The 13,562-nt window shown below is 72.2% G+C and carries 15 protein-coding genes and 1 CRISPR repeat array; of the genes, 6 read left to right on the top strand and 9 right to left on the bottom strand.

The features are described 5' to 3' along the window. Positions 1-108 precede the first annotated feature (108 nt). Positions 109-555, bottom strand: a complete 447-nt coding sequence (locus tag G339_RS0105190) for a DUF4307 domain-containing protein (RefSeq protein ID WP_019630018.1) — start codon at positions 553-555, stop codon at positions 109-111. A 197-nt stretch (positions 556-752) separates the two neighbouring features. Here G339_RS0105190 and mca point away from each other — a divergent pair, with 197 nt between their 5' ends. Both mca and G339_RS0105200 read left to right on the top strand, forming a co-directional pair. Further along, on the top strand, positions 753-1,610 hold the full coding sequence (mca, locus tag G339_RS0105195; protein WP_026341152.1) for a mycothiol conjugate amidase Mca: 858 nt from the start codon (positions 753-755) through the stop codon (positions 1,608-1,610). Further along, entirely contained in the window at positions 1,601-1,849 is a 249-nt protein-coding gene (locus G339_RS0105200) for a hypothetical protein (protein WP_157407356.1), read from the top strand. The genes mca and G339_RS0105200 overlap by 10 nt, the downstream gene beginning before the upstream one ends. 84 nt (positions 1,850-1,933) lie before the next feature. Here the strand turns inward: G339_RS0105200 and G339_RS0105205 are convergent, their stop codons facing one another. Together G339_RS0105205 and G339_RS38550 are read right to left on the bottom strand one after the other, a co-directional pair. Further along, positions 1,934-2,410, bottom strand: coding sequence for a pyridoxamine 5'-phosphate oxidase family protein (locus G339_RS0105205; RefSeq protein WP_019630021.1), 477 nt, complete (start codon positions 2,408-2,410; stop codon positions 1,934-1,936). Between the two features lie 94 nt (positions 2,411-2,504). Next, positions 2,505-2,867: a hypothetical protein gene (locus G339_RS38550; RefSeq protein ID WP_019630022.1), complete on the bottom strand. Its 363-nt coding sequence runs from the start codon at positions 2,865-2,867 to the stop codon at positions 2,505-2,507. A 255-nt stretch (positions 2,868-3,122) separates the two neighbouring features. Here G339_RS38550 and G339_RS0105215 point away from each other — a divergent pair, with 255 nt between their 5' ends. After that, a complete protein-coding gene (locus G339_RS0105215) occupies positions 3,123-3,887 on the top strand; it encodes a FadR/GntR family transcriptional regulator (protein ID WP_019630023.1) in 765 nt (254 codons plus the stop codon). A gap of 66 nt (positions 3,888-3,953) precedes the next feature. Continuing rightward, positions 3,954-5,258, top strand: coding sequence for a M50 family metallopeptidase (locus G339_RS0105220; RefSeq protein ID WP_019630024.1), 1,305 nt, complete (start codon positions 3,954-3,956; stop codon positions 5,256-5,258). On the opposite strand, the gene G339_RS0105225 is transcribed toward G339_RS0105220, so the two are convergent. Further along, positions 5,255-5,953, bottom strand: coding sequence for a TetR/AcrR family transcriptional regulator (locus tag G339_RS0105225; protein ID WP_019630025.1), 699 nt, complete (start codon positions 5,951-5,953; stop codon positions 5,255-5,257). The genes G339_RS0105220 and G339_RS0105225 overlap by 4 nt on opposite strands. A gap of 139 nt (positions 5,954-6,092) precedes the next feature. Between G339_RS0105225 and G339_RS0105230 the strand changes: the two genes are divergently transcribed. Continuing rightward, positions 6,093-6,524 carry a PPOX class F420-dependent oxidoreductase gene (locus tag G339_RS0105230; RefSeq protein ID WP_019630026.1) on the top strand — a complete coding sequence of 144 codons (432 nt, stop codon included), beginning with the start codon at positions 6,093-6,095 and terminating at the stop codon, positions 6,522-6,524. Between the two features lie 56 nt (positions 6,525-6,580). Continuing rightward, a CRISPR array of direct repeats spans positions 6,581-7,074; the repeat unit is 30 nt; unit sequence GTTGCGAACCCTCGCAGGGTGATGAGCAGG. A gap of 164 nt (positions 7,075-7,238) precedes the next feature. On the opposite strand, the gene G339_RS0105235 is transcribed toward G339_RS0105230, so the two are convergent. The 5 genes from G339_RS0105235 to G339_RS0105255 all read right to left on the bottom strand — a co-directional run bounded on the left by G339_RS0105235 (position 7,239) and on the right by G339_RS0105255 (position 12,705). Continuing rightward, positions 7,239-8,255: an aldo/keto reductase gene (locus tag G339_RS0105235; protein WP_019630027.1), complete on the bottom strand. Its 1,017-nt coding sequence runs from the start codon at positions 8,253-8,255 to the stop codon at positions 7,239-7,241. 156 nt (positions 8,256-8,411) lie between these two features. After that, positions 8,412-8,768 (bottom strand): VOC family protein, encoded by a 357-nt coding sequence (locus G339_RS0105240; RefSeq protein WP_019630028.1) that lies wholly within the window; start codon positions 8,766-8,768, stop codon positions 8,412-8,414. 262 nt (positions 8,769-9,030) lie between these two features. Then, complete coding sequence (locus G339_RS38555; protein WP_157407357.1) at positions 9,031-9,948, bottom strand: TolB family protein; 918 nt, start codon at positions 9,946-9,948, stop codon at positions 9,031-9,033. 84 nt (positions 9,949-10,032) lie between these two features. Then, positions 10,033-11,139 carry an L-cysteine desulfhydrase Cds1 gene (gene cds1, locus G339_RS0105250; RefSeq protein ID WP_019630030.1) on the bottom strand — a complete coding sequence of 369 codons (1,107 nt, stop codon included), beginning with the start codon at positions 11,137-11,139 and terminating at the stop codon, positions 10,033-10,035. A 45-nt stretch (positions 11,140-11,184) separates the two neighbouring features. Beyond that, complete coding sequence (locus G339_RS0105255; RefSeq protein ID WP_019630031.1) at positions 11,185-12,705, bottom strand: ATP-dependent DNA ligase; 1,521 nt, start codon at positions 12,703-12,705, stop codon at positions 11,185-11,187. A 131-nt stretch (positions 12,706-12,836) separates the two neighbouring features. On the opposite strand from G339_RS0105255, the gene G339_RS0105260 reads away from it, so the two are divergent. Then, positions 12,837-13,553 carry a hypothetical protein gene (locus G339_RS0105260; RefSeq protein ID WP_157407358.1) on the top strand — a complete coding sequence of 239 codons (717 nt, stop codon included), beginning with the start codon at positions 12,837-12,839 and terminating at the stop codon, positions 13,551-13,553. Positions 13,554-13,562: the final 9 nt, after the last annotated feature.

Genomic DNA, 13,562 nt, shown 5'->3' on the forward strand with positions numbered 1-13,562 from the left:
TCCGGTGCGTGCGGGTAAAGGTTCCCTGAACAGGTGGCCCGCAATCCGCCAACGGTGAACGGCTTCACCTGGCGTTTTCGCGGTCCCGTCCGGGCGGGGCGGTCCCCGTCAGGCCGCCGCGCAGTCCCGGACGCGGGCGCCGTTGGCCCTGCGCGGCGTGGTCAGCGTCTCCACCCCGGCGATCCGCTTGCGGCCCGCCGGGACGACGATCTGCCGCTGCGCGATCACCTCGAAGTTCCCGTCGAACGCGTCCACCGTGCAGCGGACCCGCTCGCCCTCGGGCTTGCTGACCTCGTACGAGACCTCAACGGTCGAGGCGTCGCGAACATTCCAGGTGGTCGTCTGCGCGGAGATGCCCGGCGTCTGCCCGACGTGCATGTAGAGGATTCCGAACCCGGCGGCCAGGACGGTGGTGAGCCCGCCGATCACGATCCACCCGAGCGGGCCGAGGCCGCGCCGGGCCGCCTCGGTGGCGGCGGCGTCGGCGGCGGCGGAGCGGGGCGACGCGTCGCCCGCCGGGTCGCTCGCCGGTCCGGTCGGTGCGCTGAGGGCCATCGCGGGGAATCTCTCTGCGGGGTTCGGGCGTTGTCAGGGACAATTCTCGTCGGTCGTGCCGGATGCTCCGAACCGGGGTACCCCTTCGGCGCGTCCGTCCCGTTCCGCAGCACCCCGCACGAAGAGGGAGTCCCCTGGTGACCGAGGCCCTGGACCGAGCCGCCGCCGAGCCGTCCGGCGGGACCGGGCTCCGGCTGATGGCCGTACACGCGCACCCCGACGACGAGTCCAGCAAGGGCGCGGCCACGATGGCGCGCTACGCGGCCGAGGGCGTGGAGGTCCTCGTCGTCACCTGCACCGGCGGGGAGCGCGGGTCGATCCTCAACCCGGCGATGGACCGTCCCGAGATCAAGGCCGACATCGGCCGCGTCCGCACCGAGGAGATGGCGCGCGCCCGCGAGATCCTCGGCGTCGGGCAGCGCTGGCTGGGCTTCGTCGACTCCGGCTTCCCCGAGGGCGACCCGCCGCCGCCCCTGCCGGACGGGTGCTTCGCGCTGGAGCCGCTGGAGTCGGCCGCCGAGCCGCTGGTGCGCGCCATGCGCGAGTTCCGTCCGCACGTCGTCCTCACCTACGACGAGAAGGGCGGCTACCCCCACCCCGACCACGTCAAGTGCCACGAGGTGTCGGTGGAGGCGTTCGACGCGGCGGGCGACCCCGACCGCTACCCCGGCGCGGGCGAGCCGTGGCAGCCGCTCAAGCTCTACTACCACATGACGTTCACGCGCGAGCGGACGCTGGCGCTACACCAGGCGATGCTGGACGAGGGCCTGGAGTCCCCCTACGGCGACTGGATGAAGCGCTTCGCCGACGCGGCCCCGGCGCCGTGGCCGGTGACGACCCGCGTCCCGTGCGGCGCGTTCTTCGAGGTCCGCGACCGGGCGCTGCTCGCGCACGCCACCCAGATCGACCCGAACGGCTTCTGGTTCCAGGTCCCGCTGGACCTCCAGCGCCGGGTCTGGCCGACCGAGGACTACCATTTGGCCAGGTCCCTGGTCGATACCGAGGTGCCGGAGGACGACCTGTTCGCCGGCGTCCGGGAGAAGGTGTGTCTCTAGTGCTACCGCTCGCCGCGCTGCCCGCCCACGCCATTCCGCTGAACGACGACACGGTCTCCCCGGGCCTGCTCGGCTTCGGGGTCTTCGTCGTGCTGCTCGTCGCGCTCGTGTTCCTGGTGCGGTCGATGAACCGGCACATCGCCAAGATCAAGCTGCCGCGCGAGGCCGACCTCAAGCAGCAGGAGTGGGAGGCCCGCGAGGCCGCCCGGGCCGCCGCCGAGGAGAAGTCCGCGAGCTGAACGGCGGGCTCGGCCCGCGCGTCGTTTCGCGATCCGCCGTGCGGGGCTCGCCCCGCGCGGCGGGCAACGCGGTGGCCGACGCCGTCAGAGCTTGCGGTGGTCCCAGGTCGCGACGCGGTCCGGCTCCATGACGATGATCACGCGCTTGGCCATCGCCAGCTCGATGGCCTCGGCGAACTCCGGCTCCAAGGGCGCGCCGAGTTCCGGGACGGGCAGTCCCGCGAGGCGCGCGCCGACGACCGCGCCGACCTTGAGGCGCGTGTCCGGGTCGTCGATGATGCGGCCGGTGCCGTACAGCGCGACGCCGCGCAGTTCGGAGTACTCCGACCCGTCCTCCACCAGGCAGGTCATGGTGGGGTCGCGGCGCAGGTTCAGGACCTTCTGCGAGCTGCGGTACGTGGAGAACGCGATCCTGCCGTCCAGCAGCGTGTAGAACATCGTGACCAGGTGCGGCTCGCGCTCCTTGCCGAGCGTCGCCACCTGCACCTTGAAGGACGCCGCGAGGAACGCGCCGACCTCCTCGGGCGTCATCTTGATCCGGTCGCGCTTGCTGGTCCCCACGGCTACCTCCTGGTCGGTCGGACCAGGATAACCAAACGCTTATTCGGGAGCGGGCCGCCGTCCCCCGGCGCGGTGGGGGACGGAGACCCGCGGGCTATTTGGGCTTCGCGGACGGCTGCCCGGACAGCGCCGCGATGCACTCGCGCAGCGCCGCCTGCACCTTGTCCTTGTTCTGCTGCGCCGCCGCGGACGCGCCCGGACCCGGCTTCGGCAGCTTCACGCCGTGCTGCTCCATGCAGTTGTTGAACCGCGTCGCGGCGGCCTTCTGCCCGGCCTTGGTGGTCGGCATCGTGGGCAGCGCCGCCGGGATGGACGGCGTCCCGGCGGCCTGCGGCGACGACGCGGGCGCGGACGGCGCGGCCGACGCCGCCTTCTTGTCGCCGTCCGGGCCCCCGCAGCCGCCGAGCGCGAGCAGCAGCGCGGCAGCGGGGAGGACGGCGAGGTACGTGCGCTTCATGAGTCCCTTCCTCCGGGGTGGGAGCGCCATGATGCCCAGAACGACCCCGTCCGGGTACAGGCATTTCCGTACAAGTGGAGCGCGCGGTTTTTAGCACCCGCGCGCACATCCGTCCCACCCGCCCCGCGCCGGGCGACGCCGCCGTGGCCCGTCCGGCACACGACACGCGCCGTCCGCGGGGTTCCAGCCCGCCCGACGCCCTTGATAGACAGGAAGCCCGGCGAACCGCCCGGTCCCGAGCGACCAAGGACGCCCATGAAGAGGACGACCGACGGTGCAGGACCCGCCCCGCTCCCGCCGCCCGCCGGCGTCACCGCCGCCGCCGTGTTCCGGCCGGTGCGGTCCGGCAACGCCTTCGAGGAGACCGTCGAGCGGCTGCTGCAGGCCATCAAGCTCGGCGTCCTCGACCACGGCGACCGGCTGCCGCCCGAGCGGGAGCTCGCGCCGCTGCTCGGCATCGGCCGCGTCACGCTGCGCGAGGCCATCCACGTCCTCGCGCAGGAGGGGTACGTCGAGTCGCGGCGCGGCCGGTCCGGCGGGACGTTCGTGGTGTACCGGCGGCCCCGGCCCCGCCAGGACGACCTGCGCCGCGCCGTCGCCGAGATGGGCGACCGCCTCGCCGACACCCTCACCTTCCGGATGGCCGTCGAGACCGGCGCCGCGCAGGCCCTCGCCGCGACAGCCCTGTCCGCCGACCAGCGGACGCTGCTGCGCAGCCGCCTCGCCGAGGTCGACGCGGCGCGGCCCGCCGACTACCGCCGACTCGACACCGTCTTCCACCTGACCATCGCGGAACTGACCGGGTCACGGCTGCTCGCCGACGCCTGCGCCGACGCCCGGATGCGCGTCACCGACCTGCTCAACGCGATCCCCGTCCTCGGGCCCAACATCGAGCACGCGGCCGTCCAGCACGCCGCCATCGTGGACGCGATCCTGCTCGGCGACCCCGACGCCGCGCGGGCCGCCGTCACCGAGCACCTGGAGGCGACGGCCGCGCTGCTGCGCGGCTTCCTCACATGACCGGCGGCGCCCCGCCATGACGTACGCTGAGTGGGTTCCCACGGTGATCACGAAGGGGTCGCGGGCATGATCTGGCTGGCCGGTGTGCTCATCCTGTTCTTCGGCCTGCTGATCTCGATCGCGCTGCACGAGCTGGGGCACTTCACGTTCGCCAAGCTGTTCGGCGTCCGCGTCCCGCAGTACATGGTCGGCTTCGGGCCGACGCTGTGGTCGAAGACCAGGGGCGAGACCGAGTACGGCGTCAAGTGGATACCGCTCGGCGGGTACATCCGCATGATCGGGATGCTGCCGCCCCGGCGCGGCGACGCCGAGGGGCGGGTGCGCAGCGTCAGCTCCGGGCCCTGGCAGGGGCTGATCGAGTCGGCGCGCGGCGCGGCGCTGGAAGAGGTGCGGCCCGGCGACGAGGACCGCGTCTTCTACCGCAAGAAGTGGTGGCAGAAGCTCATCATCATGTTCGCCGGGCCCGCGGTGAACCTGGTGCTCGCCGCGATCGTGTTCGCGGTGCTGCTGATGGGGTTCGGCGCGCAGACGGCCAAGTCCGACCCGGTCGTGAACAGCGTCTCCGAGTGCGTGCTGCCCGCGTCGTCCACGGCGACGTCGTGCCCGGCGGGCGCGCAGCCCACGCCCGCGGCGCGGGCCGGACTCCAGCCGGGGGACCGGATCGTCGCGTTCGACGGGCGGAAGGTCACGTCCTACACCGAGGTGCAGGAGCAGATCCGCGCGTCGGCGGGCAAGAACGTCGCGATCGACGTGGAGCGCGGCGGGCGGACCGTCACGCTGCACGCGCCGATCATCGAGAACCAGATGCCCGACCTCAAGGACCTCGACAAGACCGTCACGGTCGGGTACCTCGGCATCGCGCCCGTCACCCGCGTCGTGTACGAGCGGCAGGGGCCGGTGGCGGTCGTCAAGTACATGGGCGAGCTGACGTCCCGCACGGCGGGCGCGCTGCTGCACATGCCGCAGAAGATGGTCGGCGTCTGGCACGCCGCGTTCGGCGACGAGAAGCGCGACCCGAACGGGCCGATCGGCGTCGTCGGGGTGAGCCGCCTCGGCGGTGAGCTGGCCGCGTCCCACGAGCCGACCAAGAGCAAGGTCTACGGGCTGATCGGGCTGATCGGCTCGCTGAACCTCGCGGTGGGGCTGTTCAACCTCGTCCCGCTGCTGCCGCTCGACGGCGGGCACATGGCGGGGGCGCTGCTGGAGGCGCTGAAGAAGTTCTTCGCCCGGACGCTGCGCCGCCCCGACCCCGGGCCGGTGGACGTCGCGAAGGCGCTGCCGGTCACCTACGTCATGGCGGCCGTGCTGATCGTCATGGGCGGGCTGCTGGTCTACGCGGACCTGTTCAACCCGATCCGGCTCACCGGCTAGGCGGGTTCCGCGCCGTCGAGGCGGTGCGGGGACGGCTCCAGGAGCGGGACGAGGAAGCGGCGCGCGACCGTCGCGAGCTGCGCGTCGTCGTCCAGGTCCACGAGCCGGCTCGGGATCGCCAGGAACGAGCCGGTGACGCGGACCATCAGCTCCGCCACCAGGTCGACGTCCAGCTCGGCGGGCACGTCGCCCGCGCGCTGCTCGCGGCGGAGCTGACCCGCGACGAACTCCCGGACGACGGCGAGCGTGCGGCCGCCGTCGTTGACCATCGACGGCATGATGAGGTCCGGTTCCGTCTCGATCAGGCCGCCGATCAGCGGGTTCCCGCGGATCGCCCTCAGCGAGCTGACGAAGCCCAGCACCACGCGGTCGGCGGCGGTCCCGGCGCGCTCGATGTCGCTCAGGAAACGGTCGAAGTAGCGGCGGAACTCGCGGCGGACGACCTGCTCGACCAGCGCGTCCTTGGTGGCGAAGCGGCGGTAGACGGTGATGCGGGAGACGTTCGCGCGGCGGGCGACGTCCTCCATCGTGGTCCGCTGGATGCCGGTGCGGCAGAACTGCTCGTAGGCGGCGTCGAGGATCTTGGCGCGGGAGGCGTCGGGGCCGTCCGCGCGCTCGACGGCGTCCTCGTAGGCGCGTTCCAACAGCGACTCCGACTCGGATGACGCCATGAGCAGGGACAGGACCGGATCCACGATGTCTCCCCCGGAGTCGCGCGCTTCATCGGCCGCCCGCGGTGCCCGCCGGTGCCGGTGATACGTAGATGCATTCTCCATATCAAAGTATCAGCCCGGTGCGCGGAATAGCCTCGGGCGCGGGCGGCTTGTCGCTGGCATGACGACTGCATCCTTCGATCCGCGCGCGCTGCTGGCGGCGAGCCGCCTCGGCGTGCTCGCGACGATCAAGTCGGACGGCCGCCCGCAGCTCTCGCCCGTCATGCCGTACTTCGACGCGGCCGCGGGCGTCCTGTACGTCTCGATGACCGAGGGCCGCGCGAAGACCGCGAACCTGCGCCGCGACCCGCGCGCGGCCCTGGAGGTCACGAGCGCCGACGGCCGCTCCTGGGCGACCGCCGAGGGCCCGGTCACCCTCACCGGCCCGGGCACCGACCCGCACGGCCCGGAGGTCGAGGCCCTGGTGGACTACTACCGCCTCGCGGCCGGAGAGCACCCGGACTGGGACGAGTACCGCACAGTGATGGTCGCGGACCGCCGCGTACTGATGACGATGGCGGTCGACCATGTCTACGGCGAAACGATCGCCTGACGAAACACAGCGCCGCGCGCCGGTCTCCGACCGGCGCGCGGCACTGTGCTTCATGAGATTGGAACCCTCGCAGGGTGATGAGCAGGCGCCGATCATCAGGCCCGTGACCCACGGCCCGGCCAGGTTGCGAACCTTCGCAGGGTGATGAGCAGGCGGTTGTCGTGTCGCGTGTGGCCGTATCGGGCCACAGTTGCGAACCCTCGCAGGGTGATGAGCAGGGATCGCGGCCTCCCAGTCGCTCGGCTCGCACCACCCGATGTTGCGAACCCTCGCAGGGTGATGAGCAGGAGCATCGCTGCGTCCCTGGAGAGCCCGGCGGTGATGGTTGCGAACCCTCGCAGGGTGATGAGCAGGGTCAGCCCGTCGCTGATCGGCAACTTGCTCAAGGTGTTGCGAACCCTCGCAGGGTGATGAGCAGGCGGTGCCGTCGCCGTCGGACTGCTCGGCGGCGGGTTGCGAACCCTCGCAGGGTGATGAGCAGGTGGGCGATCTCGGCGTCCGGGGTGTGTCGCGACGGCTCGTTGCGAACCCTCGCAGGGTGATGAGCAGGACCAGAGTAAAGCCGCTGGTCGGCAGGGGGCCGTGGGTGGGCTTGCCGACCATTTTTGCAATGAACCTCCGGTCGTGCAGGAACCCTGGGAGGTTCGCTGAAAAGACGGGGTCGTCTGTTTGACCCGACGCGCTGCTGAGCAGCGCGCCGGGTCTGGAACGACCTTAGTCTTCGCGGGCCGCTGAGGTCGGGCTCATGTCGGCGCAGCGGTCGCCCGCCACCTGGGCGGCGATCGGTTCGAGTTTCTTGAGTTCGTCGTCGGTCAGGGTGATGCGGGTCGCGGCGGCGTTCTCCAGGAGGCGGGCGCGGCGGCGCGTGCCCGGGATGGGGACGACGGTCAGGTCGTGGACCCGCGCGCGCTGCTGCACCCAGGCGAGGGCGATCTGGGCGATGGTCGCGTCGTGGTCGGCGGCGATCTCGCGCAGGGGCGTCAGCAGGGCGGCGTTCGCGGCGGCGTTGTCGCCGGTGAAGCGCGGCATCAGCCGCCGGAAGTCGTTGTTCTGCAGTTCCGCGGCATTGGAGAAGGAGCCCGTCAGGAAACCGCGGCCGAGCGGCGAGTACGGGACGAACGCGACGCCGAGTTCGGCGGCTGCGCCCACGGCGCTGCGCTCCACGTCCCGGCTGAAGACCGACCATTCCGATTGGATGGCGGCGATCGGGTGGATGGCGTGCGCCTCGCGCAGTTCCGCACCCGTGACCTCGCTCAGGCCGAGGTGCTTCACCTTTCCCGCCTGCACGAGTTCGGCCATCGCGCCGACGGATTCGGCGAGCGGGACGGCCGGGTCGCGGCGGTGCATGTAATAGAGGTCGATCGCGTCCACGCCGAGGCGGCACAGGCTCGCCTCGACGGCCGTCCGAATGTAGGCGGGGTCGTTGCGGATGGCCCGGTACGTCGGGTCGTCGGCACGGCGCTCGATGGCGAATTTCGTGGCCACGGCCAGTTCGTCGCGGTGCGCGGCGATGAATGGCGCGAGGAATTCTTCGTTGCGGCCGATTCCGTACATGTCGGCGGTGTCGATGAGGGTGACGCCCGTCTCGACGGCGGCTTCGAGGGTGTCGCGGGCGGCGGCCTCGTCCGTCTCGCCGTAGGCGTCGCTGATGCCCATCGCGCCGAAGCCCTGGACGCCGACGACGGGGCCGCCGCGTCCGAGTTCGGCGGTGTCGATCCGTTCGATGCTCATGGCCGCCACGTTAGGAACCTGGAGCGCACTCCAGGCAAGCCGATTGGCGCGTTCCAAAGAAGGCCGCGCGGCCCGGTGCGGGACACCGGGCCGCTCAGACCGTCCAACGGCCGTCGCGTCGCGGCCGGGCGGACCGCCGCGCGCGGGGCGCGTCGGTCACCGGTCCTGGATGAGCCCGAGGACGTTCCCGTCGGGGTCGGTGACCGTGGCGACCAGGCGGCCGCCGCCGACGTCGCGCGGCTCGTCCTTGACGGTCGCGCCCGCGGCGGTCACCTCGTCGATCTTGGCCTTGATGTCCTGGACGTGCCAGTGCGCGACGGGCGAGGTCATGCCCTGCGCCGCAGCCGCCGGGACGAGCCCGATCTGCTGCCCGCCCGCCTCGTACCCGACGTAGTAGGGCGAGTCGGTCGTCGGCTCGACGCCGAGCAGCGCGGTGTACGTCGCCTTGGCCGCCACGAGGTCGGTGACGGGGTGCAGCACGGTCTGGATTCCGAGCGTGGTCGAGGTGGTCATGCAAGCCTCCGTGATCGCGGTTCGCGAGCCCCGCGGAATCCCGCGAGCTCATGCAGATCAGGCTAGGCGCGCCCAGGTCAGGCCCGCTTCTCGATTCCTGACCGATCAGGTCCGCCCCACACCCGACCACCCGCGCGGTCCGGGGTCCGCGCCCACCTGCCCCCGGACGACCCGGGCGATTGGAGACCGGGACGGGCCGTCCCGCGGTCGGCTCGAGCTGGAGCGGTCACCGCGTCGTGATCGTGGACGGAGGAAGGCGCCCTCAACAGGCAGCGCGCAGCCAACGGTCGGTGACCGACCGAGCGAGCGTGCGAGGAGGTGAGCCGTCAAGGCTTATTTGAACGATGTCATCGAAACCGAACAGCAGGTGTTCGCCCGTATCGTCGAAGGAGACGGGACTCGTGCCGGGGTCGCCCTCGGCGCATGAACGCCGCCAGACCCGCCGGAGCGGACCGCCGTCCGCACGCATGACCGCAACGTTGAAGAACGCCCCCAGATCAGATGTGTAGGCGACCGCGAGCAGGAAGCCGTCCGGTGACAGATCCGCGGAGTAGATCTCGTAGATGTCCTGATCGCCGTCTTCGAGCAGCACTGTGGCGTCAGTGAGCGGGTCGGACCGGTCGAGACGACAGCGCAGGACACGGCGATGCTGCGGTCGGTCCGGCGCTCCGACGACCGTGAGGACGGCCGTGCCGTCGGGGCCGGCCGAGACGCCGCGCACGTGGACGCCGGGATCGGAGAGTGCCCACGTGCGCGCAGGCCCTTCAGCGCGCACCGGAGCGGCGACAAGATATTCCTCCGGACCCGTGACTCCCGCATCGAGAACGATGAGTACATGCGCGGCGCCGGGTGTAAGAGCCATGTCATAAATGATGGAGTGCCGCAGTGGCGGACAGGTGATCTTTCGAATCGCCGGCGTTCGACGGTCGCTGTCACCTGGCGTGACCTCAAAAATGGCCCGCGGCTGCTGCGCGGGAACGTCTGCCATGATGGCGTCGGCGACGACCGTCCCATCGCCGACGGCGACACCCGCATTCCATCGCCACCCGTTCGGGGGACGGACGTGTGTGCGGTCGAAGTCGCCCGCGCGATGGACGGTCAATTCTGGTGACATGGAGCCATCGTTCTGTCCGCTGAGGCAGGCGTACTGGCCGCGTGTACCCGCCGCGATCATCGGCATCGGCGCTCTCCGGGAGAGTGAGTTGAATGGTCGCTGAATCGCCAGAAGTCGTTCGTGCGCAGGTGGACCGCCCGGCCTTCCCCGTCATGGCGCGGCGGTCGGGTCGGTGAGTACGCCCGTCCGTTGGAAGGCGCGGAGGGCGGTGAGGTATGGGTCCACGTCGATGTTCTGGGTGGTTAGCCACGTGTCCGAGTTGTAAGTGTGGGCGTAGCGTTCTGCGCCGTCGCAGATGAGGGTGACCACGCTGCCTCGTTCGCCGCGTTCGCGCATTTCGGAGATGAGCAGGGCCGCGCCCCACAGGTTCGTCCCGGTGGAACCGCCGACCGCGAGGCCCGTGACGTCGGCGGCCCAGCGCATCGCGGCGATCGACGCGGCGTCCGGGACGCGGACCATCCGGTCGATGACGCTCGGCAGGAACGACGGCTCCACGCGCGGCCGTCCGATGCCCTCGATGCGGGAGCCGCGCGCGGTGACGTCGCGGTCGCCGCGCGTGTAGGCGTCGAAGAACGCCGAGCCCTCCGGGTCCACGACGGCGACGCGGGTAGCGAAGCGGCGGTAGCGGGCGTAGCGGCCGATCGTCGCGGAGGTGCCGCCGGTGCCCGCGCCGACGACGACCCACGCGGGCTCCGGGTAGCGCTCCAACCGCATCTGCTCGAAGATCGAATCAGCGATGTTGTTGTTGCCGCGCCAGTCCGTCGCGCGCTCGGCGTAGGTGAACTGGTCCATGAAGTGGCCGCCGCACTCGCGCGCCAGCCGGTGCGACTCGGCGTAGATCGCGGACGGGTCGTCCACCAGATGGCAGCGCCCGCCGTAGAACTCGATCAGCGCGATCTTCTCCGGGCTCGTCGAGGCGGGCATCACCGCGACGAACGGCAGCCCGAGCAGCCGCGCGAAGTACGCCTCGCTGACGGCCGTCGAACCGCTGGACGCCTCGATGATCGTCGTGTCCTCGCGAATCCAGCCGTTCGCCAGCCCGTACAGGAACAGCGACCGCGCGAGGCGGTGCTTGAGGGAGCCGGTCGGGTGGACGGACTCGTCCTTCAGATACAGGTCCACGCCCCAGGACGGCGGCAGCGGGAACACGTGCAGGTGCGTGTCGGCGCTGCGGTTCGCGTCGGCGTCCACCACGCGGACGGCCTCGGCGATCCACGCGCGCCGCTCCGGATCGCAGCGGTCCGCGGTGTTCCCCATGTCCGGAAGCGTACTGACGTGCCCGTTCCCGGCGGAGCGCCGCCCTCAGTCCACGAGCGGGGCGACCGCGCGGACCGCGGCCACGGTGTCCGCCTCGGCGGCCGTCTTGTCCGGCCGGTACCGCAGGACGCGCGCGAACCGCAGCGCCATCCCGCCCGGATAGCGGGTGCTGCGCTGGACGCCGTCGAACGCGATCTCCACGACGAGTTCGGGACGGACCCGGACCGTCCACGCATCCTCCGACACCGCCAGCTCCCGCAGCCGCTCGGTCTGCCACGCCAGCAGCTCGTCGGTCAGGCCCTTGAACGTCTTGCCGAGCATCACGAACCCGCCCGTCGCCGGGTCGCGCGCGCCCAGATGCAGGTTCGACAGGAAGCCGCGCCGCCGCCCGTGCCCCCACTCGGCGGCCAGGACGACCAGGTCGAGGGTGTGCCGGGGCTTCACCTTGATCCAGCCCGCGCCGCGCCGCCCCGTCGTGTACGGAGTGTCCAGCGACTTCACCAGCACGCCCTCGTGCCCGCGTTCGACGGCCTCGGCGAACATGTCGGCGGCGCGCTCGGCGTCGTCGGCGACGACGCGCGGCATCCGCAGCTCCTCCGGGGCGACGCGGGCGAGCGCGGCGTGCCGCTCCGCGCCGGGCAGGTCCAGCAGGTCGTCGCCGTCGAGGTGCAGGACGTCGAACAGGAACACCGACAGCGGCACCGGGTCCGCCGGGTTGCGCGTCGCGGTGCGGGCGGCCGTCACCTGGAACGGGTGCGGGCGGCCGTCCGGCCGGAGCGCGATCAGCTCGCCGTCCAGCACCGCGTCCCGGACGGGCAGCCGCGCGAGGACGGCCGTGACCTCCGGCAGCCGCACGGTGATCTCGTCCAGCGTGCGGGTGAACACGCGCACCTCGCCGCCGCCGACGTGGATCTGCGCGCGGATGCCGTCGAGCTTCCACTCGACGGCGGCGGGCCCGTCGATCCGGCCGAGCGCGGCGGGCAGGTCCGGCGCGGCCGCCGCGAGCATCGGCCGGACGGGCCGCCCCACCTCCAGCCGGAACGCCGCGAGCCCCGCCGCGCCGTCCGCCAGCGCGGCGGCGGCGACCGCGCCCAGCGACCCGCGCAGCATCACCGCGCGGCGCACCGCGGCGGCCGGGACCTCGGCGGCGCGCGCGATGGCGTCGGCCATGACGCCCTCCAGCGCGCCCTGGCGCAGCTCGCCGGACAGCAGCCCGGCGAGGAACCGCTGCTCGACGGCGGTGGCGCGGCCGAACAGGTCCCCGACGAGCGCGCGCCGCCGGGCGACCGCGCCCGTCCCGGCGACCGCGCCGATCACGGTGAACGCGGCGTCGACGTCGGCTACCGTCAGGACGGCGTCCGGCGCGGGCGCGGGCGGGTCGCGCAGCGCCGCGTAACCCACGCCGATCTGGCGCTGCGGCAGCTCGCCGGACAGGTACGCGACGACGACCGGGGCCTCCTCCGGCGCGGCGTCGCGCAGGCAGGCGGCGAGCGCGTCGGCCTTGGCGCGGCGCGACGAGGTGCCCGCGACCGTCGCGGACGCCTGCGCGATCTCGATGAGCAGCACGTTCCCATTGTGTCGGCGGGGTCTGACAGGACGTTCCGGCGGGGGAGGGGCGTGCGGATCGTGACCCGATTACCTTTTCGGTGGGTATGGCAATGGGAAAAACCCGGTAAGGATCGCCAAAAGGGGTGACGGTGGCAAAAGGACCGGGGATCGGGCCGAAACGCCCGGCCGAACGCTTCGAGCGGGTGTACTCCCCGCCCGAGCGGCCGCGCATGGCGCGCCGCCCGCGCGGCGTCGTGCTCTTCGTCGGGGCGCTGGCGTTCGTCCTGGCGGGCGGCGCGGTGTTCCTGCTGCTGCCCGGCGGGTCCCCGGGCAGACCGCCCATAACGACTCCCACCGCGACGCCCACCGCGACGCCCACCCGGAAAGCGCCGTTCACCGCGCTGCCCGACCCGTGCAAGGCGGTCGCGCGCGGGACGCTCGACCGGCTCGTCCCGGGCGCGCGGCAGGACGCCTCGTCGTCCGGTTCGACCGACCTGACCTGCACGTTCACCGTCACCAAGAAGCACTACCGGTGGCTGCGGGTGGACGCGATGCTGTTCCCGGCGGGCGAGGCCGACGCCCGGCGCATCCTCGCGGCGTCGATCCAGGAGAAGGCCGTCCACGCGCCCGGCTCGGCGCGCGCACCGCAGCGGTTCGGGGGCCTCGGGGACGAGGCGTTCCGGACGTTCGAGCCCGACGAGCACGGCGGCACGGTGACGGCCACGGTCGGCTTCCGCCTCCGCAACGCGGTCGTCCAGATCCGCTACAGCGAGGAGGCCCCCGGCGGCGCCGCGGACTCCGCGCGGGCGGCCTGCCTCGCGGACGCGGAGCGGGCGGCACGGGACGTTCTGGCGGGTTTTCGGTGAACCATTTCT

Origin of the sequence: Actinomadura atramentaria DSM 43919 (assembly GCF_000381885.1) — a bacterium.
Classification (GTDB): Bacteria; Actinomycetota; Actinomycetes; order Streptosporangiales; family Streptosporangiaceae; genus Spirillospora; species Spirillospora atramentaria.

Bases quoted from the DNA above. Each gene is read 5' to 3' on its own strand.
- G339_RS0105190 (WP_019630018.1), bottom strand. From the start codon at position 555: ATGGCCCTCAGCGCACCGACCGGACCGGCGAGCGACCCGGCGGGCGAC.
- mca (WP_026341152.1), top strand. From the start codon at position 753: ATGGCCGTACACGCGCACCCCGACGACGAGTCCAGCAAGGGCGCGGCC.
- G339_RS38550 (WP_019630022.1), bottom strand. From the start codon at position 2,867: ATGAAGCGCACGTACCTCGCCGTCCTCCCCGCTGCCGCGCTGCTGCTC.
- G339_RS0105215 (WP_019630023.1), top strand. From the start codon at position 3,123: ATGAAGAGGACGACCGACGGTGCAGGACCCGCCCCGCTCCCGCCGCCC.
- G339_RS0105220 (WP_019630024.1), top strand. From the start codon at position 3,954: ATGATCTGGCTGGCCGGTGTGCTCATCCTGTTCTTCGGCCTGCTGATC.
- G339_RS0105230 (WP_019630026.1), top strand. From the start codon at position 6,093: ATGACGACTGCATCCTTCGATCCGCGCGCGCTGCTGGCGGCGAGCCGC.
- G339_RS0105235 (WP_019630027.1), bottom strand. From the start codon at position 8,255: ATGAGCATCGAACGGATCGACACCGCCGAACTCGGACGCGGCGGCCCC.
- G339_RS0105240 (WP_019630028.1), bottom strand. From the start codon at position 8,768: ATGACCACCTCGACCACGCTCGGAATCCAGACCGTGCTGCACCCCGTC.
- G339_RS38555 (WP_157407357.1), bottom strand. From the start codon at position 9,948: ATGCCGATGATCGCGGCGGGTACACGCGGCCAGTACGCCTGCCTCAGC.
- cds1 (WP_019630030.1), bottom strand. From the start codon at position 11,139: ATGGGGAACACCGCGGACCGCTGCGATCCGGAGCGGCGCGCGTGGATC.